This window comes from uncultured Alsobacter sp., from assembly GCF_945952055.1.
Taxonomy (GTDB): Bacteria; Pseudomonadota; Alphaproteobacteria; order Rhizobiales; family Beijerinckiaceae; genus Alsobacter.
Genome location: NZ_CAMFHB010000005.1, coordinates 188,433 through 210,507, shown reverse-complemented (window position 1 = coordinate 210,507; position 22,075 = coordinate 188,433). Strand labels below are relative to the sequence as shown.

The following is a 22,075-nucleotide window of genomic DNA, read 5'->3' as shown; positions in this document are numbered from 1 at the left end:
CCAAGCCAATCATGCACTAACATTCACTCCGGACCACTCGGAGGGGGCTGATCATTGCTGAGGTCGAGCGACGGATCGAGAAGCTGCTCGCCCTCAGGGGCGAGCTGCAGCGCATGGTGGATCACTGCGCCACCGGAAAGGTGTCGGACTGTCACGTGATCGAGACCCTCGCAGACCCGACGCACCGGCACGGGCCTCTGGCCTGAACGTTGGCCGCAAGGACGGTTCAGCCCCCGTCGGGCGCCTCGGGACACCGAAGAGCACGAAGAACGGAACGTCCGCGGGGTAGGGGTTGAACCCGAAGAGGTGCTGCCACGACGCCACCTGCGCGAAGCCGCCCTCGGCGAGCAAGGCGCGGCCGTCCTCGGTCAGGCCGCGGTGCAGCGGTAGGTTGCGGGCGAAGGTTTCGGGATCGTGGGAGCGGTCGACCGGGGACACCGACCACCAGCCGTCGGACACAACCAAGCGTCCCCCGGGCCGCAGGAAGGCGCGCGGCCAGCAGAATCGCGTCGAGTGGACGCGCCAGCGTCCACAGCACGTTTCGCATCGTGACGATGTCGGCCGAGCCCGGAGGCGGCGGGCAGTCCTCCAGTGGTCTGTGGACGAAGGCGACCGGAAGTCCCGCGGGCCATCAGCGTGCAGGCGCCCGTGCCGGCGTCTAGGTCCATGACGTTGCGGGGGCCCTCGGCGGCGGCAGGGTTGCGGCGACCGGCGACTTCGTCCTGGCCGCGTCGGAGGTCAATCCCGTGATCAACGCCCTCCGTGCCGACGGCATCGAAGTAACGGCACTCCACAATCAAGTGCTCTTCGAAGATCCGCGGCTCATCTTCATCCACCTGCGGGTTGATGACCAATCGGGGAAGGTTGCAGCCGGCATTTGCGCCGCGTCGGGTAAAGTGTGCATTGCTGGCAAAGCCCAGTAGGCACGTGTGATAAGGTGCGCATGGCCCGGGCCGAGATGCTCGTGCTCAAGCCGGTCGATGAGGATCACCTATTCAGACAGGGTGCCTAGCGGGTCTCTACTATATGTCTTGCGATGGTTTTTCGGCCACAAAAAAAGCGACACTCAAGTGAATCAAAGAGTCAATCAGTCATTACATTCTATTCAGAAAAAAGTCGCAGCAAGCAAAGCAACTAGATCATAAAGAACGCATCTTTTAAGCTGCAAAAACAGACGAAAAACAGTTTGTACAGGCCAGGTTCGACATATTCCCGCACCAAAAAGGTCAGAAGAACGCTGTCCAGATCAATCTCGCCGCATTTAGACTTAGAGTTACTTGTCCGGATAACTGGGTCAGAATCCAGCTAATTGGGGTGTCCCACAGCCTCACACGTCCAGGTTCGCGACCGACAGCGCGTTGGACTGGATGAACTCGCGGCGGGGCTCGACGACGTCGCCCATGAGCTTGGTGAAGACGTCGTCGGCGTCGGCGACTTCCTTCACGCGCACCTGCAGCAGCGAGCGGACCGAGCGGTCGAGGGTGGTTTCCCAGAGCTGCTCGGGGTTCATCTCGCCCAGGCCCTTGTAGCGCTGCAGGGTGAGGCCCTTGCGGCCGACGGCGGTCATGGCGTCGAAGAGGCTGACGGCGCCGGTCACGCTGCTGTCGTCCGTCTTGCGCGACAGGGTGGCCGGGGCCGCGAAGATCTCGCGCAGCGGAGCGGTGTGCTCGTCGAGCTTGCGGGCATCGACCGAAGTCAGCAGCGCCGGGTCCAGGGTCACGACGTGGCGAACGCCGCGCAGCGTGCGCTCGAAGACGAGCCCGCCGGCTTCGGCCTTGCCGGTCCAGCCGCGCTCGATCTCGTCGGCGATGGCGTCCAGGCGGCGCGCCACGTCGGCGGCCATCGCTGTCGCGGAGGCGTCGTCGGCGGGCGGACGCAGACCGCCGGCGAGCGCCGTCTGCTCCACGACCACACGGTCGTAGCGGCTGTGCAGGCCATTGAGCAGGTTGCGGACGATCCGGGCCTCCTCGACGAGGTGGCGCAGGTCCTGGCCGGCGCGCGTCTCGCCGGTGGCGATCTTCAGGAGGGCGCCGTCGACGCCCTGGTCGATCAGGTAGTCCTCCAGCGCGCGCTCGTCCTTGAGGTAGGACTGCGACTTGCCGCGGGTCACCTTGTAGAGCGGCGGCTGGGCGATGAAGAGGTGGCCGCGCTCGATCAGCTCCGGCATCTGCCGGAAGAAGAAGGTGAGCAGCAGGGTCCGGATGTGGCTGCCGTCCACGTCGGCGTCCGTCATGATGATGATCTTGTGGTAGCGCAGCTTGTCGGCGTTGAACTCTTCCTTGCCGATGCCCGTGCCCAGGGCCGTGATCAGCGTGCCGATTTCCTGGCTCGACAGCATCTTGTCGAAGCGGGCGCGCTCCACGTTCAGGATCTTGCCGCGGAGCGGCAGGACGGCCTGATACTCGCGGTTGCGGCCCTGCTTGGCGGAGCCGCCGGCCGAGTCACCCTCGACCAGGAACAGCTCGGCCTTGGAAGGGTCGCGCTCCTGGCAGTCGGCGAGCTTGCCGGGCAGCGAGGCGATGTCGAGCGCACCCTTGCGGCGCGTGAGCTCGCGGGCGCGGCGGGCCGCCTCGCGGGCGGCGGCGGCCTCGACCACCTTGCCGACGATCGTGCGGGCCTCGGCCGGATGCTCCTCGAACCACACCTGGAGCGCCTCGTTGAGCACGTTCTCGACGACCGGGCGCACCTCCGAGGACACGAGCTTGTCCTTGGTCTGCGACGAGAACTTCGGATCCGGAACCTTCACCGAGAGCACGGCGGTGAGACCTTCGCGGCAGTCGTCGCCGGTGGGGGCCACCTTTTCCTTCTTCGTCAGGCCGGAGCTCTCGCCATAGCCCGTCACCTGGCGCGTCAGCGCGGCGCGGAAGCCGGCGAGATGGGTGCCGCCGTCACGCTGCGGGATGTTGTTGGTGAAGCACAGCACGTTCTCGTGGTAGCTGTCGTTCCACCACAGCGCGGCCTCCACCGTGATGCCGTCCTTCTCGGACTTCACCATCAGGGGCGCGCCGATGAGCGCGGTCTTGGTGCGGTCGAGATAGCGCACGAAGGCCTCGAGCCCGCCCTCGTAGAGCATTTCCTCGCGCTTGACCTCGGCATGGCGCGCGTCGGTCAGCACGATGCGCACGCCGGAGTTCAGGAAGGCGAGCTCCCGCAGGCGGTGTTCCAGGGTGTCGTAGTCGAACTCGACCTGCGTGAAGGTCTGGGTCGAGGGCAGGAAGGTCACCTCCGTGCCGCGGCGGCCCTCCGACGGCCCCACGGCGGCGAGCGGCGCGTCCGCGTTGCCGTGGGAGAAGGTCATCATGTGCTCCTGGCCGTTGCGCCAGATGCGCAGGCGCAGCCAGGTCGACAGGGCGTTCACGACCGACACGCCGACGCCGTGCAAGCCGCCCGAGACCTTGTAGGAGTTCTGGTCGAACTTCCCGCCGGCATGCAGCTGGGTCATGATGACCTCGGCCGCCGAGACGCCCTCTTCCTGGTGGATGTCGGTGGGAATGCCGCGCCCGTTGTCGGTGACGCTGCACGACCCGTCGGCGTTCAGGGTCACCGTGACCAGGTCCGCGTGGCCCGCCAGAGCCTCGTCGACCGCGTTGTCGACGACCTCGTAGACCATGTGGTGGAGGCCGGATCCGTCATCGGTGTCGCCGATATACATGCCCGGGCGCTTGCGCACGGCATCGAGGCCCTTGAGGACCTTGATCGACTCGGCGCCATAGGCATCTTCGGCCACCTGCTGGCGGATCGCTTCTGACATGCGGGAACACCTTGATTCGTTTGGCGAAAGATAGCGTCAAACAGGGGCTTTTTCACGGCCGAACGGCACCGTGGGAAGCTTTGCGGGGGACAAAAACGGATGAGGCCGCATCAGCGCGTGGCGATCATGGCCGCGGCGCCCGCCATGACGATGCCGGTGCCGCGGTTCATGTTGCGGACGGCCCGCGCGCTTGTGAACAGCGAACGGGCGCGGGCGGCCAGCAGGATGTATCCGGCGAAGACGACGGCCAGCACCGAGGCGGTGACGCCGACGAGCTCGGCATAGCCCAGCGCGGTGAGGCCGCGCAGGTCGATGATGTTGGGCAGGAGGGCCAGGTAGAACACCATGACCTTCGGATTGCCCATGGTCACCGACAGCCCGGCCAGGAACAGCTTGCCCGGATGTTCGCGCGGGGGCGCTTCGGCGAGGTCGCGGGCGACGGCCGGAGCCGACCACATCTTCCAGGCCATGTAGAGGAGATAGGCGGCGCCGGCATATTTCACGGCGACGAACACGCCGTGGAACACCTCGGCCAGCGCGGCCAGCCCCATCACGGCGACCGTCAGCCAGACGATGTCGCCGAGGGCGATCCCGGCGGTGAAGGCGAACGCGCCCGACATGCCGCGTCCGAGCACGCGCGCCACGATGGCGGCGATGCCGGGGCCGGGCGAGGCGGCCGCGACGAAGAGCGCGGCGGCAAAGACCATCAGGCTCGCGAGCGTCATGGCCCGCTTATAGGGGCAATACGGCCCGGCGTCACCTCGAAGCGCTCGGCGCCCGCGGGCAGGGACCGGAAGGCGTCGGGGTCGGCCCCGGTCATCCAGACCTGCGACCCCAGCGCCGCCAGCGCCTCGAAGAGGGCGGCCCGGCGCCGGGGGTCGAGATGGGCGGCGATCTCGTCGAGGAGGACGAGAGGGGCCATTCCGCTCATGGCACCCACGAGGCGGGCATGGGCGAGCACGAGGCCGATCAGCAGGGCTTTCTGCTCGCCGGTCGAGGCTTGCCCCGCCGGGACGTCCTTGGGCCCGTGCCGGACCATGAGATCGGAGGCCTGCGGCCCGTCGATGGCGCGTCCCGCCGCCTTGTCGCGGGCCCGGTTGCGGCGCAGCAGCGAGCGGAAGGCATCCTCGACGTCGACAGCCGGGCGGGTCGCCAGCTCCGCCTCCAGCGCGCCGTCCAGCGCCACGGCGGCCCAGGGGAAAGGAGATGTCTCGTCGCGGCCGGCCTGGATGAGCCCCGCCAGGCGTTCCACGGTCTCGCGCCGCGCGGCGGCAACCGCGACGCCCGTCTCCGCCACCTCGCGCTCCACGGCATCGAGCCAGGAGGGATCCGGCCTGTCCTCCTCCAGGAGCCGGTTGCGTGACCGCAGCGACCGCTCCAGCGCGCTCACCCGGGTCCCGTGCTCGGCGTCGACCGCCAGCACCAGCCGGTCGAGGAAGCGCCGCCGGTCGCCGGCAGGCCCCGTGAAGAGGCCGTCCAGCGAGGGCGTCAGCCAGACGATGCGCAGATGCTCGGCGAAGGCCGAGGCGCCGGGCACGGCGGTCCCGTCCACCCGGCAGCGCCGGGACAGGCCATCCCCGTCCGACCGCTCGGTCCCGGTGCCGAGCCGATGGCCGCCGTCTCCCTCGTCGAGCCGGACGGAGACGGAGAAGGTGCCGGGCCCGCCCGTCCTGGCCATGGCCGCGAGGTCGGCGCGCCTCAGCCCGCGGCCGGCGGCGAGCAGCGACAGGGCCTCGAGCACGTTGGTCTTGCCGGCCCCGTTCTCGCCGACGAGAGCCACCATGGAGGCCGACACGGCGAGATCGAGCTCGCGATAGGAGCGGAAGTCGCCGAGCATCAGGCGCGAGACGCGCGGCAGCCGTGGAGGGGCGAGCCCGGTCATGACGGTCGCCCGGAACGTCGGCGGGTGAGGTCCCTCAATCCCTCCGCCCGTCCTGCCCGGGCCAGGCCCGGCCATGACGGCTGAGGGGAACGCGCAGGCTGGACGGCCGTCAGATTGGCAGTCCTCACACCCGCATCGGCATCAGGACGTAGAGCGCCGCGGCGCCCTCGCGATCCTGTATGACGGTGGGCGAGCCCGGGTCAGCCAGCTTGAAGAGCGCGGTGTCGCCGTCGAGCTGGCTGGCGATGTCGAGCAGGTAGCGGGCGTTGAAACCGATGTCGAGCGGGGTGTTCTCGTAGTCGACCTCCACCTCCTCGACCGCCGACCCGCTGTCCGGGTTGGTCACCGAGAGCGTCAGGCGGCGCTCGGCGAGCGACAGCTTCACGGCGCGGCCGCGCTCGGAGGAGATCGTCGACACGCGGTCGACCGCGGCGGCGAAGTCGCCCTTGTCGACGGTCAGGAACTTGTCGTTGCCGGCCGGAATCACCCGCTGGTAGTCCGGGAAGGTGCCGTCGATGAGCTTGGACATCAGCAGCACGGGGCCCAGCGTGAGGCGGATCTTGGTGGGCGACAGCTCCACCACGACCTGCTCGCCGGCGTCGTCCACGAGCTTGATGATCTCGGCGACGGCCTTGCGCGGCACGATCACGCCCGGCATGCCGCCGGAGCCCTGCGGCGCGTCGGTCTCGACGCGGGCCAGGCGATGGCCGTCGGTGGCCACGGCGCGCAGCACGAGACGCCCGTTGTTCTCCAGCGTGTGGAGATAGATGCCGTTGAGATAGTAGCGGGTCTCTTCGGTCGAGATCGCGAACTGGGTCTTCTCGATCAGGCGCTTGAGGTCGCCCGCGGGGAGCGAGAAGCGGTGGCCCATGTCGCCGGCGGCGAGATCCGGGAAGTCCGTCTCGGGCAGGGACTGCAGGTTGAACCGCGAGCGGCCGGAGCGGATGACGATCTGCCCCACGTCACCGGTGGTCTCCAGGGACACCTGGGAGCCGTCGGGGAGCTTGCGGACGATGTCGTAGAGCACGTGGGCCGGCACGGTCGTCGCGCCGGGCTGGCCGACGTCGGCGGGCAGGCTCTCCGTGACCTCGAGGTCGAGGTCGGTGGCCTTGAGGCTGAGTGCGCCCTCGTCGGCGCGCAACAGCACGTTCGACAGGATCGGAATCGTGTTGCGACGTTCCACGACCCTGTGCACGTGGCCCAGCGACTTGAGAAGCGCTCCGCGCTCGACTGTGACCTTCATGGCCGACCCGTCACCCTCGTTGACTCATGGTCCGCTGCCGGCAACGGGCCGGCAGGGGCACGCACATTGTCAAGGCGACCGGCCGAGTGCAAGCGGGAGCCGTCGTGGAAGCGGACAGCCGGGGTCTTTTCCAAGGAAAACGACCCCGGCCCCAGGTCCGCCTCGCATCATTCCTGCAACATGCGCTTGAGAAGCTCGATATCCTCGCGCAGGGACGGGTCGGCGCCCACCGCACCCTCGATCTTGCGCACCGCGTGCAGGACCGTCGTGTGGTCACGACCACCGAAGCGCCGCCCGATCTCGGGCAGCGACCGCAAGGTGAGCTGCTTGGACAGGTACATGGCGATCTGGCGGGGCTTCACCACCCCGGCGGACCGGCGCGACGACAGGATGTCGGCGCGGCTGACGTTGTAGTGGGTGGCGACGAGCTTCTGGATGTCCTCGATGCGCACCTTGCGCGGCTCGCGCGAGCGCACCAGGTCCCGGATGGCGGCCTCGGCGCTCTCCACCGTCAGCAGCGCACCCGACAAGGTGGTGTGGGCGAGCAGGCGGTTGACCGCGCCGTCGAGGTCGCGACCGTTGGTGGTGATGGCCCGGGCCACGAACTGCACGACCTGGGGGCTCACCTCGAAGCTCGGCTGATGAGTCCTGGCCGCGGCGATCCGGGTCTCCAGGATCTTGACGCGCAGGGCCTCGTCCAGCGACCCCATCTCGACCACGAGGCCGCCGGCGAGCCGGGAGCGCACGCGCTCGTCCAGGCTCTCCAGGTCGGACGGGGGCCGATCCGCCGCGATGACGACCTGGCGGCCGGCATCGATGAGGGCGTTGATGGTGTGGCAGAACTCCTGCTGGATCGACTTGCCCTGGAGGAACTGCACGTCGTCGATGACGAGCAGGTCGATGCCGCGCAGGCGCTCCTTGAAGGCCAGCGCCGTCTGCGCCTTGAGGGCGGCGACGAAGCCGTACATGAAGCGGTCGGCCGTCAGGTAGATGACCCGCTTGCCCGACGCGATCACCTCATGGGCCACGGCCTGGAGAAGGTGGGTCTTGCCGAGGCCGACAGCCGAGTGGACGTAGAGAGGATTGTAGAGCGGAGCAGCTCCAGCCTCGATCTGCGAAACCCTCTCGGCAGCGGCATGCGCCAGGGCGTTGGACCGCCCGACGAGAAAGCTGGCGAAGGTGAGCCGGCGATCGAGGGGCGAGCCCTGGATGCCGCCGAGCTCGGTCGGCTGCATGCGCTCCTCGGTGAGCTGCGGCAGCAGGACGGCCGCCCGCTCCGAGGACGGCGTGGCCCGCGGGGCCGGGGCCGCGGCCTCGGCGATACCCTGGTGGAACCGCTGCACCTGGATGGGCTTCGGCGCCGCGCCGCGAACCCCGAGCGCGATGTCGCGGGCGTCCTCGATCTCCTCCGTGACGAGGCCCCGGACCTTGTCGACGTAGTGCGACTGGATCCAGCTCTTCAGGAACCGGGTGGGCACCGTCAGCTGGGCCACGCCGTCCACGACGTCGTCGAGATCGAGCCGGCCGAACCAGCTCGAAAACACGTCCTCGCCGAGCTCGGCGCGCAGCCTGCGCCGCACGCGTTCCCAGGCCTGACGGCGATCGGCGAGGTCGTTCTGGTCCGGGCCGCCGATATCGTTCATCGCCAGCTCCGTCTGCTTAGCCATGTGAAGCATCATTTGATCCCGCGGTCAGCACTTCACGCCGCCGGCAGGGCCGGGGCGGAGCGCGATCGGTGATGAATGGATAGAGGGGAAGATGCGGTGTGGATCGGGACCGCTTACCCGCCGGAACGAGACGATCCCTGGGACGCACCGGACACGACGGGAACGCAACGAGACATCACGAAAAAACGGAACAACAGATAGTCGTCAGTCATAATCGAGGCCCCCTGTACCCGTCCGATTCCCGGATCGGGTGTCTGCAACGTGTCACCCCGGCGTCCGGTCGCGGGTCGCACTCCACATTGAGCACCGACCGTACAACACAGACTTGCACCAGTGTCCCAACTTGACACACCACCCGCCGCAAGCAGGTAAGAGCAAGGCAAAAGAAGACACGCTCCCCCGAAAGGGAATTAAACCTTCTTTACCTTTGGTTGAGACCTTGGAGCGCCGCCCCGAGGCAAGTCGAACTTACACAGCCCCCCCGGGGGGTGCAACACGACCAAGCCCGCGGAGGCGCCCCGCCACCGACCGCGATCTCGGCCGTGCTCCGGCGCTTCGAGGGCAAAGGCTTGGAAGCGTTACGGATTCCTTAAGGCCTTTTCGGCGCCCTCCTCGCGGTTCCCGGCCGGATAATTTTTTCGCGCTCCGAATGACGGTTGGACGACAGGACCGCGATTCCACCGGCGCCGCGACGCTTGGCTTCTAACTCCCGGCAACTACACGCAAAATTTTGTCCGCCTCGGGAGGTCCGAGGGCCCGTTCCGCCACCGAATTCGAGGCTGTGGAGTCAAGCGCGAAAGGAGCCCGCGCTCTCGCCAATTCGGCGAAACGAAACAGGGTGCGGCAATGCTGCAACTGTCGTTTGGGGGGCTCAGAACAGCAAAAAGCCCGGCCTTGCGGCCGGGCTTCGTACATCACCCGATGGGGGTGAAACGGTGGTGTCAGGCGCCGAGGCGCTTGATCGCCTGAGCGAGGCGCGAGACCTTCCGGGACGCCGTGTTGGCGTGCAGGACGCCCTTCTGCGCGGCGCGCATCATCTCGGGCTGAGCCGCCTTGAAGGCCTCGGCAGCCGCGGCCTTGTCGCCGGCGCGCAGGGCCTCCTCGACCTTCTTCACGAAGGTGCGCATGCGCGAGCGGCGGACGCGGTTCACGGCGGTGCGACGCTCGATCTTGCGGGTCGCCTTCTTCGCCGAAGTCGTATTGGCCATCGGTCGTCCTCATGGCGCCAGCGCATCCGCGGATCGGAGCAGGCGCAGGTGATTGCGAAAAACATGAAGCCGGTGCGGACGCCGCCGACCGGCTCTTGTGTGGCCGGGCTTATAGCGCCGGTCCGCGGCAGCGTCAATGACCGTTACGGTCCCGGCGCATGTCCCGCCCCGGTTTCAGCGATTCTTGAAGTCGGGCTTCGCCTTCGCGACGAAGGCCCGCATGCCTTCCTTCTGGTCGGCCGTCGCGAACATGGCGTGAAACACGCGCCGTTCGAAGCGGATGCCCTCGGCCAGCGTCGTCTCGTAGGCGCGGTTCACGCTTTCCTTCGTCATCATGACGATGGGCATCGACATGGCGGCGATCTGCTCGGCCGCCTTCAGCGCCTCGGCCACGAGATCGGCGGCCGGCACGACGCGCGACACGAGGCCGGACCGCTCCGCCTCGACCGCGTCCATCATGCGGCCGGTGAGGCACATCTCCATGGCCTTCGACTTGCCCACGAAGCGGGTGAGGCGCTGCGTGCCGCCGGCGCCGGGCATCACGCCCAGCTTGATCTCCGGCTGCCCGAACTTGGCGGTGTCCGCGGCCAGGATGAAGTCGCACATCATGGCGAGTTCGCAGCCGCCGCCGAGCGCGAAGCCCGCGACCGCCGCGATCATCGGCTTGCGGCGCCCGGCCACCCGGTCCCAGGACGTGATGAAGTCCTCGAGATAGGTGTCGGGATAGGACTTGTCCTGCATTTCCTTGATGTCGGCTCCGGCGGCGAAGGCCTTCTCCGAGCCGGTGATGACGATGCAGCCGATGCCCGGGTCCTTCTCGAAGCCGTCAAGCGCAACATTGAGTTCGCCGACCAACGTGGAATTGAGCGCGTTGAGGGCCTGGGGCCGATTGAGCGTGACCAGAGCCACGCGGCCACGGATTTCGACGATGATGGTCTCGTAGGTCGTGCTCATCAGGGTCCTCCCGGTTCGTCGCCCACGGCTAGCCGAGGCGGCGCGCCCGCGCAATGGCGAGACATGCAGGGCCGCACCTTGGCATCCCCGCACCAGCGGGCGCGGTCAGCGCTGGCAGACTCCGCAGAAGAAGGTGGAGCGGCCGGACTGCACCAGGCGCCGGACGACGCCCTTGCATCCGGGTGTCGGACAGGGCTCGCCCTCCCGGTCGTAGACCCGGAACGTGTGCTGGAAGTAGCCCAGCGAACCGTCGGTGTGGGCATAGTCCCGCAGGCTGGAGCCGCCCGCGGCGACCGCCTCCTCCAGCACCTCCCGGATGACGGTGGCGAGCCGCCGGGCGGCCGCCGTCGGGCCGCCGGCCTTGGTGGCCAGCGTGCCGGCGGCCCGCTTGGGGGACAGCCCGGCCCGGTGCAGCGCCTCGCACACGTAGATGTTGCCGAGCCCCGCGATCAGGCGCTGGTCGAGAAGCGCCGCCTTCAGCGGCGCGGCCTTTCCGGCGAAGAGGCCGGCCAGAAGCGCTCCGTCGAGCGCGTTGCCGAGCGGCTCGATTCCAAGGCCCTTGAACAGGGGGTGCTCGGCGAGCGTCGCGCGGGGCACCAGAGTCATGAAGCCGAAGCGCCGCGCGTCATTGTAAGTGATGGCGTGCCCGTTCGAGAGACCGAAGACCACATGGTCGTGCACGGCGTCGCCGCCCGCCTGATGGTGGAACGCGCCGGGGCTGACGGTGCCGCCCGGCCCTCCGCTGACGGTGAACCGGCCCGTCATGCCGAGATGCATGACGAGCACGTCCCCGCCCGAGAGATCGGCGACGAGATACTTGGCCCGCCGCCCGAGCGCCTCCACCGTGCGGCCGGTGAGCCGCTCGGCGAAGCCCGGAGGGAAGGGGAAGCGCAGGTCCGGCCGCCGGACGACCACGCGCTCTAGGCGCGCGCCGACCATGGCGGGCTCCAGGCCGCGGCGGACGGTTTCGACTTCGGGCAGCTCCGGCATGGTCAAGCTTCGCTGGTCTCGGGATGGCGGGTTCGACGCATAGCGCGGCCGGCGCCGGCGCGCTATGGTCCGCGCCCGAACGGGGGCGACGGAGCGATCATGAGTTCGACACGAGGCGAGGATCGGCGGGAGCCGCAGGACACCCATTTCGGGTTCTCCACGGTGCCGCTCGAGGGCAAGCAGCACCTCGTCGACGACGTGTTCCACAAGGTGGCGCGCCGCTACGACCTGATGAACGACCTGATGTCCGCCGGCCTGCACCGGGCCTGGAAGGACGCGCTCGTCTCCACCCTGCGCCCGCCGCGCGACCGTCCCTATGCCCATCTCGACGTGGCCGGCGGCACGGGCGACATCGCCTTCCGCGTGCTGGAGGCGGCCGGGCCCCAGGCCCACGTCACCGTGCTCGACATCAATGCCGACATGCTGGCCGTGGGCGAGGAGCGTACGCCGGCCTCCTGCGAGGGCCGCATCACCTTCGTCGAGGGCAATGCCGAGGCGCTGCCCTATCCCGACAAGAGCTTCGACAGCTACACCATCGCCTTCGGCATCCGGAACGTGCCGCGCATCGACGTCGCGCTGTCGGAGGCCTATCGGGTCCTGCGCCGCGGCGGGCGCTTCCTGTGCCTGGAGTTCTCGCACGTGGACGTGCCCCTGCTGGAGACGATCTACGACGCCTACTCCTTCACGGCCGTGCCGGCGCTCGGCAAGGTCGTCACCGGCGACGGCCAGCCCTATCGCTACCTCGTCGAGTCGATCCGCAAGTTCCCCCGGGCGGAGACCTTCGCCCGCATGATCCGCGAGGCCGGCTTCGGCCGGGTCACGCACCGGGCCATGACGGGCGGCATCGTCCGCCTCCACTCCGGCTGGAAGCTGTGAGCCGCGCCAGGTGCTGAACGCCATCGTCCATGCCGTGCGGCTCGTCCGCGTCGGCTTCGTGCTGGCCCGCGAGGGGGCTTTCGGTCTCGTCGATCCGGGCGAGCTGCCCGCCTTGCCGCGCCTCGGCCTCTGGCTGGCCCGCCGCATCGAGCGCCCGGGTGCGGGCGACAATGCGGAGCGGCTGGCCAAGGCCCTCACCCGGCTGGGACCCTCCTACGTCAAGTTCGGCCAGTTCCTGGCGACCCGGCCCGACGTGGTGGGCGTCCGGGTGGCGCGCGACCTGGAGTCCCTGCAGGACCGGATGCCGCCTTTCCCCCGGTCGGAAGCGGAGGCGATCATCTCGGCGTCCTTCGGACGGCCGCTCTCCGCCGTGTTCTCCTCGCTCAGCGATCCAATGGCCGCCGCCTCCATCGCCCAGGTCCACAAGGCCACGGTCGCCGGCCCCGACGGCGAGCGCACCGTCGCCGTGAAGGTGTTGCGGCCCGGCGTTCGGGCCAGGTTCCGCCGGGACCTCGCCGCCATGGCCTTCGCCGCGAGCACCCTGGAGCGCTTCTTCCCCGAGATCCGCCGCCTGCGGCCGGTGGGCGTCGTCGAGACGCTCGCCCGCTCCGTGACCATGGAGATGGACCTCAGGCTGGAGGCCGCCGCTCTGTCCGAAATGGCGGAGAACACCCGGGACGACCCCGATTTCCGCGTGCCCACGGTGGAATGGGAGCGCACCGCGCGCGACGTGCTGACGCTCGAATGGATCGACGGCATCCCGCTCAACGCCCTCGACCAGATCGAGGCGGCCGGGCACGACCGCGTGGCGCTGGGCGCCATCGTGATCCAGTCGTTCCTGCGCCACGCGCTGCGCGACGGGTTCTTCCACGCCGACATGCACCCCGGCAATCTCTTCGTCGACCCGCAGGGCCGGGTCTGCGCCGTCGACTTCGGGATCACCGGCCGCCTGGGTCCGAAGGAGCGCCGCTTTCTGGCGGAGATCCTGCTGGGCTTCATCACCCGCAACTACGGTCGGGTCGCGGAGGTGCACTTCGAGGCCGGCTACGTGCCGGCGAGCCATTCGGTCGAGGATTTCGCCCAGGCCATCCGGGCGGTCGGCGAGCCGATCCACGACCGCACGGCCGACCAGATCTCCATGGCGAAGCTGCTGACGCTCCTCTTCGAGATCACGGCCCTGTTCGACATGCGCACCCGCACCGAGCTGGTGATGCTGCAAAAGACCATGGTGGTCGTGGAAGGCGTCGGCCGGAACCTCGATCCGCGCCTCGACATGTGGAAGACGGCCGAGCCGGTCGTGCGCGAGTGGATCGAGCGCAACCTCGGTCCGCGCGGCCGGATCGAGGACGCGGGCCGCGGGGCGGTCGCGTTCGCCGCCATGCTGGGCCAGGTCCCCGCCCTCGTCGGGCGCGCCGAGCGCCTGGTCGGTGCGCTGGAGGAGGCGGCCGAGAAGGGCTTCCCGCTCGCGCCCGAGAGCGTCGGCGCCATCGGGCGGGCCGAGGCACGGCGGGCCAGGGCCGGCCACGCGGCGCTCTGGGTCATCGCCGCCATCCTGCTCGCGATGCTCGTGCGCTTCTGGCATTGATGGTTGAGAGCGTCGGGTCCAGCCCTCGGGAGGCGTCAATGACCGCCACCAACCGCATTCTGCTGATCGTCGGCGGCGGCATCGCCGCCTACAAGGCCCTGGAGCTCATCCGGGCCCTGCGCAAGCGAGGGCTCGCGGTGCGCTGCATCCTGACGCGCGCGGCGCAGAACTTCGTCACCCCTCTCTCGGCGGGAAGCCTGACCGGCGACAAGGTCTACACCGACCTCTTCAGCCTGACGGACGAGGCGGAGATGGGCCACATCGAGCTGTCGCGGGACGCCGACCTGCTGGTGGTGGCGCCGGCGACCGCCGACCTGATGGCCAAGATGGCCCACGGCCTCGCGGACGACCTGGCGTCCACGGCCCTTCTGGCGACGGACAAGCCGGTTCTCGTGGCCCCCGCCATGAACGTGCGCATGTGGGAGCACGCGGCGACGCGGCGCAACGTCGCGCAGCTCAAGGCAGACGGCATCGCCTTCGTCGGCCCCGACGACGGCGAGATGGCCTGCGGCGAGTTCGGCCCGGGCCGCATGGCGGAGCCGGAGATGATCGCCGCCGCCGCCATCGCCATGCTGGACCAGGGTCGCGACAGGCCGCTCGCCGGCCGCCGCGTCCTGGTGACCTCGGGCCCCACCCATGAGCCCATCGACCCGGTGCGCTACATCGCCAACCGCTCGTCGGGGAAGCAGGGGCACGCCATCGCGGCCGCCTGCGCCGCGCTCGGCGCCGACGTGACCCTGGTGTCGGGGCCCGTCACCATCCCCGATCCCCCGGGGGTGCGGACCCTGCACGTGGAGACCGCGCGGGCGATGCTGGCGGCGGTGGAAGCGGCCCTGCCCGTCGACGCCGCCGTCTTCTGCGCGGCCGTCGCCGACTGGCGGGTGGACCGCGAGGGCCAGGAGAAGCTCAAGAAGGACGGATCGGGACCGCCGAGCTTCGCCATGGTCGAGAACCCCGACATCCTGGCGACGGTGGCCCGCCTGACGCAGGGGCGCCCCGGCCTCGTCGTCGGGTTCGCCGCCGAGACGGAGAAGGTCATCGCGCACGCCCAGGCGAAGCTGGCGCGCAAGGGCTGCGACTGGATCGTCGCCAACGACGTCAGCGCGGCCAGCGGCGTCATGGGCGGCGACAGCAACACGGTTCACATCGTGTCGCGCGACGCGGTGGAATCCTGGCCGACCATGGGCAAGACGGAGGTGGCGCGCGCGCTCGCCCGGCGCATCGCGGAAGGACTGGGAGAGAGCCGATGGGTGTGAGCGTTTCCTTCGTCAGGCTGCCCCACGCCGAAGGGCTGCCGGCTCCCGCCTATGCCACGTCGGAGGCCGCCGGCCTCGATCTCAGCGCCGCGATCGGCGAAAAAGAAAAAATCACGATCGAAAATGGGAAATGGGCTCTTGTCCCTACAGGACTGAAACTCCACCTTCCCTCTGGTTTCGAGGGGCAAGTCCGCCCGCGATCGGGCCTGGCGTTGAAGCACGGGGTGACCGTCCTCAATGCTCCGGGAACGATCGACGCGGACTACCGGGGCGAAGTCGGCGTGGTTCTCGTGAACCATGGCGCCGACCCGTTCACGGTCGTCCGCGGCATGCGGATCGCCCAACTCGTGATCGCTCCCGTGACCCGGGTCGAACTCGTCGAGGTGGAGACCCTCGCGGCGACGGACCGGAACACCGGCGGTTACGGCTCGACCGGAGTGTGACGGTCGCTGCCAGCGGAACACCGCGACGGCGGCATGAGGAGGGGGAAGACCATGATCCTGCTGTCGCGGCGCAGTCTGTTGGCCATTGCCGCCGTCGTCGATATCGCGCTCCACGCCAGGCCCTCGCCGGTCGCGGCCAAGCATCTGGCAACCCGCCACAATCTGCCTCCGCGGCATCTGGAGACGATGCTCCAGGCCCTGGTGCGCGCCGGCATCCTGAAGGGTGTCAGGGGACCGCGCGGCGGCTACGAGATCGCCCGCGAGCGTCGCCGCATCACCGCCGGCGACATCGTGCGCGCCGCCATGGCCTCGACGGGCGAGGACTCCATGCCGCCGGTGCCCGAGTCGAAGCTCGTCGACGACGTGATCGGGCCCATGGTCGCCAAGGCGGGCGGGTCCTTCCTGCAGCAGCTCGATTCCGTCACCGTCGATGACCTGTGCCGCCATGCGGACGCGGGCGGCGTGTTCAAGGACGGCAAGGCTGTTGCGGATTTCACGATCTAGGGCGTAGATAGATCCTATTATCGTTGGAAGGCCGGGAATTGCTCGATCATCCCACCGGGATGGGCGCGCATGGCTCCCGGCCACAAGAACGACAGGAGACGGTCCCATGACGAATCCCAGCCCGAAGTCGTCCGCTCCGGCCCACGTGCCTGGCCGCGGCCGCATCTACGGCTCCATCACGGAGACGATCGGCGACACCCCCATCGTGCGCCTCGACAGGCTGGCCAAGGAGCGCGGGGTCAAGGCCAACCTCCTGGCGAAGCTGGAGTTCTTCAACCCGATCGCCAGCGTCAAGGACCGCATCGGGGTCAACATGATCGAGGCCGCCGAGGCGGCCGGGGCCATCAAGCCCGGTGCGACGCTCATCGAGCCCACGTCGGGCAACACCGGCATCGCGCTGGCCTTCGTGGCCGCGGCGCGCGGCTACAAGCTCATCCTGGTGATGCCGGAATCGATGTCGATCGAGCGCCGCAAGATGCTGGCGCTGCTGGGCGCCCAGCTCGAGCTGACCCCGGCGCCGCTCGGCATGAAGGGCGCCATCGCCCGCGCCGAGGAGCTCAAGGCCGCCACGCCGGGCTCCATCATCCCGCAGCAGTTCAAGAACCCGGCCAACCCGGAGATCCACCGTCGCACGACGGCCGAGGAGATCTGGAACGACACCAAGGGCGAGGTCGACTGGTTCGTCTCGGGCGTCGGCACCGGCGGCACCATCACCGGCGTCGGCCAGGTGCTCAAGCCCCGCCGGCCCTCGCTGAAGGTCGTCGCGGTGGAGCCCGAGGATTCCCCGGTCCTGTCCGGAGGCCAGGCGGGCCCGCACAAGATCCAGGGCATCGGCGCGGGCTTCGTTCCCGACGTGCTCGATCGGTCGATCATCGACGAGGTCATCACGGTCGGAAACCAGACCGCCTTCGAGACGGCGCGTCAGCTCGCCCGGGTCGAGGGCATTCCGGTCGGCATTTCGTCCGGCGCGGCGGTGGCCGCGGCGCTGGAGATCGCCGGCCGTCCCGAGGCTGCCGGCAAGAACATCGTGATCATCATCCCCTCCTTCGCCGAGCGCTATCTGTCGACGGCGCTGTTCGAAGGCCTCTGATCGAACCTGTCGGCGGCGGCGTGGCCTAGAGCCACGCCGCTGCTGACATTCGCGGAAAACACGCTATGTCTGGCCACGGGGGAGGGCTGGACCATGCGTTCACTTGTGTTTTTCAGCATTTTTTTGATGGCCGCGGGCGCCGCGGCCCCGGCTTTTGCGGCCGACGGATTGAACGGAGCGACGCTGGGAGCCGTTTGGGCGCTGCCCTTCGCCGGCATCCTGCTGTCGATTGCCCTGTTTCCGCTCATGGCTCCGCACCTGTGGGAGCACCACCAGGGCAAGATCGCCGCGGTGTGGGCGGGCCTGGTGATCGTGCCGCTCGCTCTGACGCACGGCATCGGGCTGACGCTCGAGACGCTCGCCCACACGCTGCTGCTGGAGTATCTGCCCTTCATCCTGCTCCTGCTCGCCCTGTTCACGGCGGCCGGTGGAATCCTGATCAGCGGCAACATTCACGGCTCGCCGGCCACGAACACGCTCATGCTGACGATCGGAGCGGTGCTCGCCAGCTTCATCGGGACGACGGGCGCCTCGATGGTCATGATCCGGCCCATGATCCGGGCCAACGACAACCGTCGGCACAATGCCCACGTCTTCGTGTTCTTCATCTTCATCGTCTCGAACCTCGGGGGCGCCCTGACCCCGCTCGGCGACCCGCCCTTGTTCCTGGGCTTCCTCAAGGGCGTCGACTTCTTCTGGACCACCACGCACCTGGCCGCCGAAGCCGCTTTCGCGGGGGCCATTGTGCTCGCCGTCTTCTATCTGTTCGACCGCTGGATGTACCGGCACGAAACGGCCCTGCCGGATCCCACGCCCGACAAGCGGATCCGGGTCAGCGGTCTGGTCAATCTCGCGCTGATCGGCGTCGTGATCGTCGCGATCCTGATCAGTGCATCCTGGAAGCCGGGCGTCGCGTTCCGGGTCTTCGGCGTGGAGGTGGAGTGGCAGAATCTGCTCCGTGATCTGGTCTTCGTCGGCGTCGCCCTCGCCTCCCTGAAGCTGACGCGGTCGGAGCACCGCGCCGCCAACGGTTTCTCGTGGGGCCCCATCGTCGAAGTGGCGAAGCTCTTCGCCGGCATCTTCGTCGCGATGGTCCCGGTGCTCGCGATGCTGCGGGCCGGGACGTCCGGCGCCTTCGCCCCGCTCGTCGCCCTGGTGACCAACCCGGACGGCACGCCCAACAACGCGGCCTATTTCTGGCTGTCGGGCGGCCTGTCCTCGTTCCTGGACAACGCGCCGACCTATCTGGTGTTCTTCGAGCTCGCCGGCGGCGACGCCCAGACCCTGATGACCAAGGGGGCCCTGACGCTCGCCGCGATCTCCTGCGGCGCGGTCTTCATGGGCGCCAACAGCTACATCGGCAACGCGCCCAACTTCATGGTGTATGCCATCGCGCGAAGCGCGGGCGTGAAGATGCCGAGCTTCTTCGGCTACATGGTGTGGTCCGGAGCGATACTGATCCCGACCTTCATCCTGGTCACGTTCGTCTTCTTTCGCTGAGGCTGGGGCACGGTGCCGAGGGGATCGGGGTTTGCGCCGCCCGGCCGGGCCGCTCTGCTGAGCGCCCTGCTGGTCACCCTGGGTGCCAACACCTACCAGCTCGGCACCGGCATCCTGGGGGCCCTCGTCCCCTTCCGCCTCGCGCTCGAGAGCCCCGGCGCTGCGCTCGCCGGTTTCGTGACCAGCGCCTACTCGGTCGGCTTCGTCGTCGGCACCCTGCTGACGCCCGAGACGGTCCGCCGGCTGTCGGCGCGACGGGTGATGACGGTGGCCTCGCTCGTCGCGGCGACCATGTCGCTCGGTCTCGCGCTGGTGCCGGCCGGCGCCGGCTGGACGGCCTTGCGCGTCGTCTCGGGCCTCGCCGCGGGCCACTACATGACGATCCTGGAGGCCTGGATCGCCGACCGGGCCCCGCCCGGGCGCGCCGGCCTCGTGTTCTCGACCTACATGGTGCTCAGCCGCCTGGTCTTCGGTCTGGGCCAGCTCCTGATCGCCCTCGCCGATCCGCGCGGCCTCGCCTTGCTGGCAGCCGCCTCCTGCGCGTACCTCCTGGCGCCCTTCGTGCCCACCGCCGTCCGCGAACCCCCGCCCGCGATCGGCGCCCGCGCCATGTCGGGGCTCCTGGACCTGCCCCGCCAGGCTCCCGTCGCCGCCTTCGGGTCGTTCGTGCATGCGGCGGTCACCGTCACCGCCGTCAGCCTCTTCCCCGTGTGGGGCCTCGCCCGCGGTCTCTCGGTCGAGCGGATCGCGGTGACGCTGGTCGCCATCCAGGCCGGCGGCATCGTCTTCCAGATCCTGGTCGGGCCGCTCTCGGATCGCCTGGATCGCCGGATCGTCATGGCCGCCACGAGCACGGCGGGCGCCGCGCTGGCCCTGGCCGCACCCCTCACGCCGGGCATGGCGCAGCTGCCGGCAGCCCTGCTCACGGGGGCGTGGGTCGGCTGCACCTTCGTGCTCTACGCCCTGGCGGCAGCCTACATGACCGACATCGCCCGGCCGGACCAGCGCATGGCCTGGAGCAGCAGCCTGATGCTGTTCTGGGGCAGCGGATCGGTGCTGGGTCCCGTCGTCGGCGCGCTGGCCATGGACCACCTGGGTCCCGACGCCCTCTTCGGCTTCATCGGCCTCGTCAACGCCGCCTATGCGATCTATCTCGTGGTGCACCGGCTGCGCCAGTAAGCGCCGGCTTGCCGGGCGGCGCCCGATCTGCCAAACCGCGCCCGATGGCAGCTCCTCCCCTTCTCCTCCTGCAGGACGTTCACCTCACCTTCGGCGGCACGCCGCTCCTGGAGGGCGCCGAACTCTCGGTCGCCCCGGGCGAGCGCCTGTGCCTCGTCGGCCGCAACGGCTCCGGCAAGTCGACGCTCCTGCGCATCGCCGCGGGCCTCGTCGAATCCGACCGGGGCACGCGCTTCGTCCAGCCCGGCGCCACCGTGCGCTATCTGCCCCAGGAGCCGGACCTCGGCGACTTCGAGACGACGCTCGCCTATGTCGAGGCCGGTCTCGGCCCGGGCGACGAGTCCTACCGGGCGCGCTACCTGCTGGGCGAACTCGGCCTCACCGGCGAGGAGAACCCGGCGCGTCTGTCCGGCGGTGAGATCCGCCGCGCCGCGCTGGCGCGCGTGCTGGCGCCGGAGCCGGACATCCTGCTGCTCGACGAGCCCACCAACCACCTCGACCTCCCGGCCATCGAATGGCTGGAAAACGAGATCCGCGGGCTTCGCTCCGCCCTCGTGCTGATCAGCCACGACAGGCGTTTCCTCGAGACCCTGTCGCGCGCCACGGTCTGGATCGATCGCGGCAGGGCGCGGCGCATGGAGAAGGGCTTCGCCGGCTTCGAAGCCTGGCGCGACGAGGTGCTCGCGCAGGAGGAGCAGGACGCCCACAAGCTCGACCGCAAGATCGAGGCCGAGGAGCACTGGGTTCGCTACGGCGTCACGGCCCGGCGCAAGCGCAACGTGCGCCGCATGGCCGAACTCGCCAATCTCCGGCAGGAGCGCACCGACCGGCGCCGCGCGGCCGGCTCGGTGACGCTGGCGGTCAGCGAGGCCGACGTCTCGGGCAAGCTCGTCGTCGAGGCCCAGCGCATCGCCAAGAGCTACGGCCCCGAGCCGATCGTGACCGACTTTTCGATCCGGATCCTGCGGGGCGACCGCGTCGGCCTGGTCGGCCCCAACGGCGCGGGCAAGACGACGCTGGTGAAGCTGCTCACGGGCATGCTGGCGCCCGACGAGGGCGTCATCAAGCTCGGCGCCAACCTGCAAATGGTGACCCTCGACCAGAGCCGCGCCAGCCTGGATCCCGCGGTGAGCCTCGTCGACACGCTCACGGGCGGGCGCGGGGACACCATCGAGGTCGCCGGCCAGCGCAAGCACGTCATGAGCTACATGAAGGACTTCCTGTTCCAGCCCGAGCAGGCCCGCACGCCCGTCGGCGTGCTGTCGGGCGGGGAGCGGGGCCGGCTGGTGCTCGCCCGCGCGCTGGCGCAGCCCTCGAACCTGCTCGTTCTCGACGAACCGACGAACGACCTCGACCTCGAGACGCTGGACCTCCTGCAGGAAACGCTCGCCGACTATCCGGGCACGGTGATCCTGGTCAGCCACGACCGCGACTTCCTGGACCGGGTGGTCACCTCGGTGATCGTGGCGGAAGGCAACGGGCGCTGGCAGGAGTATGCCGGCGGCTACAGCGACATGGTCGTCCAGCGCGGCGAAGGCGTCACGGCGAAGGCCGGCCCGGCTGCGCGCGAGAAGCCGAAGGCAAAGGCTCCGGATCCGCAGCCGGCCGCGGTCGCGGCCAAGCGCAAGCTCTCCTTCAAGGACAAGCACGCGCTGGAGACGCTGCCCGCGACGATGGACAAGCTCACCGCCGACATCGCGCGCATCCAGGAGAAGCTGTCCGATCCGGCGCTCTACACCCGCGATCCCGCGGCCTTCGCCAAGCTCACCGACGCGGCGGGCAAGGCCCAGGCGGACCTCGCCGCCGCCGAGGAGGAATGGCTGCGCCTCGAGATGCTGCGGGAAGAGATCGAGGGGTGAGCGTCGGCCGCCGGGAGAACCGGCGGCGTGGGTCCCTGGGCCGGACGGTCGAGAGGTGGCCGCACACGCCAGACAGAGCCGCCGCGGG

Annotated in this window: 18 protein-coding genes; 10 read left to right on the top strand and 8 right to left on the bottom strand. The window is 69.3% G+C overall.

From position 1 onward, the window contains the following. Positions 1-746 precede the first annotated feature (746 nt). Positions 747-923, top strand: coding sequence for a DUF1259 domain-containing protein (locus tag Q0Q47_RS06145; RefSeq protein ID WP_293855960.1), 177 nt, complete (start codon positions 747-749; stop codon positions 921-923). A 404-nt stretch (positions 924-1,327) separates the two neighbouring features. On the opposite strand, the gene gyrB is transcribed toward Q0Q47_RS06145, so the two are convergent. The 8 genes from gyrB to mutM all read right to left on the bottom strand — a co-directional run bounded on the left by gyrB (position 1,328) and on the right by mutM (position 11,695). Next, positions 1,328-3,751, bottom strand: a complete 2,424-nt coding sequence (gene gyrB, locus Q0Q47_RS06140) for a DNA topoisomerase (ATP-hydrolyzing) subunit B (protein WP_293855957.1) — start codon at positions 3,749-3,751, stop codon at positions 1,328-1,330. Positions 3,752-3,861: 110 nt separating this feature from the next. Beyond that, positions 3,862-4,476, bottom strand: a complete 615-nt coding sequence (locus Q0Q47_RS06135; protein WP_293855954.1) for a LysE family translocator — start codon at positions 4,474-4,476, stop codon at positions 3,862-3,864. Next, positions 4,473-5,633 carry a DNA replication/repair protein RecF gene (recF, locus tag Q0Q47_RS06130; protein WP_293855951.1) on the bottom strand — a complete coding sequence of 387 codons (1,161 nt, stop codon included), beginning with the start codon at positions 5,631-5,633 and terminating at the stop codon, positions 4,473-4,475. The genes Q0Q47_RS06135 and recF overlap by 4 nt, the downstream gene beginning before the upstream one ends. A gap of 124 nt (positions 5,634-5,757) precedes the next feature. Further along, the gene (gene dnaN, locus Q0Q47_RS06125) at positions 5,758-6,876 is read right to left on the bottom strand and encodes a DNA polymerase III subunit beta (protein WP_293855948.1); all 1,119 of its coding nucleotides are present in this window, start codon (positions 6,874-6,876) and stop codon (positions 5,758-5,760) included. A 167-nt stretch (positions 6,877-7,043) separates the two neighbouring features. Then, positions 7,044-8,519, bottom strand: a complete 1,476-nt coding sequence (gene dnaA / locus Q0Q47_RS06120) for a chromosomal replication initiator protein DnaA (protein ID WP_293855982.1) — start codon at positions 8,517-8,519, stop codon at positions 7,044-7,046. Between the two features lie 965 nt (positions 8,520-9,484). Then, positions 9,485-9,751, bottom strand: a complete 267-nt coding sequence (gene rpsT, locus Q0Q47_RS06115; RefSeq protein WP_293855945.1) for a 30S ribosomal protein S20 — start codon at positions 9,749-9,751, stop codon at positions 9,485-9,487. Positions 9,752-9,925: 174 nt separating this feature from the next. After that, positions 9,926-10,705 carry an enoyl-CoA hydratase gene (locus tag Q0Q47_RS06110; RefSeq protein WP_293855942.1) on the bottom strand — a complete coding sequence of 260 codons (780 nt, stop codon included), beginning with the start codon at positions 10,703-10,705 and terminating at the stop codon, positions 9,926-9,928. Positions 10,706-10,810: 105 nt separating this feature from the next. Then, entirely contained in the window at positions 10,811-11,695 is an 885-nt protein-coding gene (mutM, locus tag Q0Q47_RS06105; RefSeq protein ID WP_293855939.1) for a bifunctional DNA-formamidopyrimidine glycosylase/DNA-(apurinic or apyrimidinic site) lyase, read from the bottom strand. Between the two features lie 99 nt (positions 11,696-11,794). Here mutM and ubiE point away from each other — a divergent pair, with 99 nt between their 5' ends. From ubiE to Q0Q47_RS06060, 9 genes are all read left to right on the top strand, one after another. Continuing rightward, the gene (gene ubiE / locus Q0Q47_RS06100; protein ID WP_293855936.1) at positions 11,795-12,571 is read left to right on the top strand and encodes a bifunctional demethylmenaquinone methyltransferase/2-methoxy-6-polyprenyl-1,4-benzoquinol methylase UbiE; all 777 of its coding nucleotides are present in this window, start codon (positions 11,795-11,797) and stop codon (positions 12,569-12,571) included. A gap of 10 nt (positions 12,572-12,581) precedes the next feature. Beyond that, on the top strand, positions 12,582-14,156 hold the full coding sequence (ubiB, locus tag Q0Q47_RS06095) for a 2-polyprenylphenol 6-hydroxylase (protein ID WP_293855933.1): 1,575 nt from the start codon (positions 12,582-12,584) through the stop codon (positions 14,154-14,156). Positions 14,157-14,194: 38 nt separating this feature from the next. Continuing rightward, positions 14,195-15,412, top strand: a complete 1,218-nt coding sequence (coaBC, locus tag Q0Q47_RS06090; protein WP_293855930.1) for a bifunctional phosphopantothenoylcysteine decarboxylase/phosphopantothenate--cysteine ligase CoaBC — start codon at positions 14,195-14,197, stop codon at positions 15,410-15,412. Continuing rightward, positions 15,403-15,855, top strand: coding sequence for a dUTP diphosphatase (dut, locus tag Q0Q47_RS06085; RefSeq protein ID WP_293855927.1), 453 nt, complete (start codon positions 15,403-15,405; stop codon positions 15,853-15,855). The genes coaBC and dut overlap by 10 nt, the downstream gene beginning before the upstream one ends. A 51-nt stretch (positions 15,856-15,906) precedes the next feature. Further along, positions 15,907-16,359: an Rrf2 family transcriptional regulator gene (locus tag Q0Q47_RS06080; protein WP_293855924.1), complete on the top strand. Its 453-nt coding sequence runs from the start codon at positions 15,907-15,909 to the stop codon at positions 16,357-16,359. A 106-nt stretch (positions 16,360-16,465) separates the two neighbouring features. Then, positions 16,466-17,449 carry a cysteine synthase A gene (cysK, locus tag Q0Q47_RS06075; protein WP_293855921.1) on the top strand — a complete coding sequence of 328 codons (984 nt, stop codon included), beginning with the start codon at positions 16,466-16,468 and terminating at the stop codon, positions 17,447-17,449. Positions 17,450-17,575: 126 nt separating this feature from the next. Further along, on the top strand, positions 17,576-18,949 hold the full coding sequence (locus Q0Q47_RS06070) for a sodium:proton antiporter (protein ID WP_367278213.1): 1,374 nt from the start codon (positions 17,576-17,578) through the stop codon (positions 18,947-18,949). Positions 18,950-18,961: 12 nt separating this feature from the next. After that, a complete protein-coding gene (locus Q0Q47_RS06065; protein WP_293855915.1) occupies positions 18,962-20,128 on the top strand; it encodes an MFS transporter in 1,167 nt (388 codons plus the stop codon). Between the two features lie 44 nt (positions 20,129-20,172). Beyond that, entirely contained in the window at positions 20,173-21,987 is a 1,815-nt protein-coding gene (locus Q0Q47_RS06060; RefSeq protein ID WP_293855912.1) for an ABC-F family ATP-binding cassette domain-containing protein, read from the top strand. The last annotated feature ends 88 nt before the right edge of the window (positions 21,988-22,075 follow it).

Bases quoted from the DNA above. Each gene is read 5' to 3' on its own strand.
- coaBC (WP_293855930.1), top strand. From the start codon at position 14,195: ATGACCGCCACCAACCGCATTCTGCTGATCGTCGGCGGCGGCATCGCC.
- Q0Q47_RS06080 (WP_293855924.1), top strand. From the start codon at position 15,907: ATGATCCTGCTGTCGCGGCGCAGTCTGTTGGCCATTGCCGCCGTCGTC.
- dnaN (WP_293855948.1), bottom strand. From the start codon at position 6,876: ATGAAGGTCACAGTCGAGCGCGGAGCGCTTCTCAAGTCGCTGGGCCAC.
- cysK (WP_293855921.1), top strand. From the start codon at position 16,466: ATGACGAATCCCAGCCCGAAGTCGTCCGCTCCGGCCCACGTGCCTGGC.
- Q0Q47_RS06135 (WP_293855954.1), bottom strand. From the start codon at position 4,476: ATGACGCTCGCGAGCCTGATGGTCTTTGCCGCCGCGCTCTTCGTCGCG.
- ubiE (WP_293855936.1), top strand. From the start codon at position 11,795: ATGAGTTCGACACGAGGCGAGGATCGGCGGGAGCCGCAGGACACCCAT.
- recF (WP_293855951.1), bottom strand. From the start codon at position 5,633: ATGACCGGGCTCGCCCCTCCACGGCTGCCGCGCGTCTCGCGCCTGATG.
- mutM (WP_293855939.1), bottom strand. From the start codon at position 11,695: ATGCCGGAGCTGCCCGAAGTCGAAACCGTCCGCCGCGGCCTGGAGCCC.
- Q0Q47_RS06060 (WP_293855912.1), top strand. From the start codon at position 20,173: ATGGCAGCTCCTCCCCTTCTCCTCCTGCAGGACGTTCACCTCACCTTC.
- gyrB (WP_293855957.1), bottom strand. From the start codon at position 3,751: ATGTCAGAAGCGATCCGCCAGCAGGTGGCCGAAGATGCCTATGGCGCC.
- dnaA (WP_293855982.1), bottom strand. From the start codon at position 8,519: ATGAACGATATCGGCGGCCCGGACCAGAACGACCTCGCCGATCGCCGT.
- Q0Q47_RS06070 (WP_367278213.1), top strand. From the start codon at position 17,576: ATGGCCGCGGGCGCCGCGGCCCCGGCTTTTGCGGCCGACGGATTGAAC.
- rpsT (WP_293855945.1), bottom strand. From the start codon at position 9,751: ATGGCCAATACGACTTCGGCGAAGAAGGCGACCCGCAAGATCGAGCGT.
- Q0Q47_RS06110 (WP_293855942.1), bottom strand. From the start codon at position 10,705: ATGAGCACGACCTACGAGACCATCATCGTCGAAATCCGTGGCCGCGTG.
- dut (WP_293855927.1), top strand. From the start codon at position 15,403: ATGGGTGTGAGCGTTTCCTTCGTCAGGCTGCCCCACGCCGAAGGGCTG.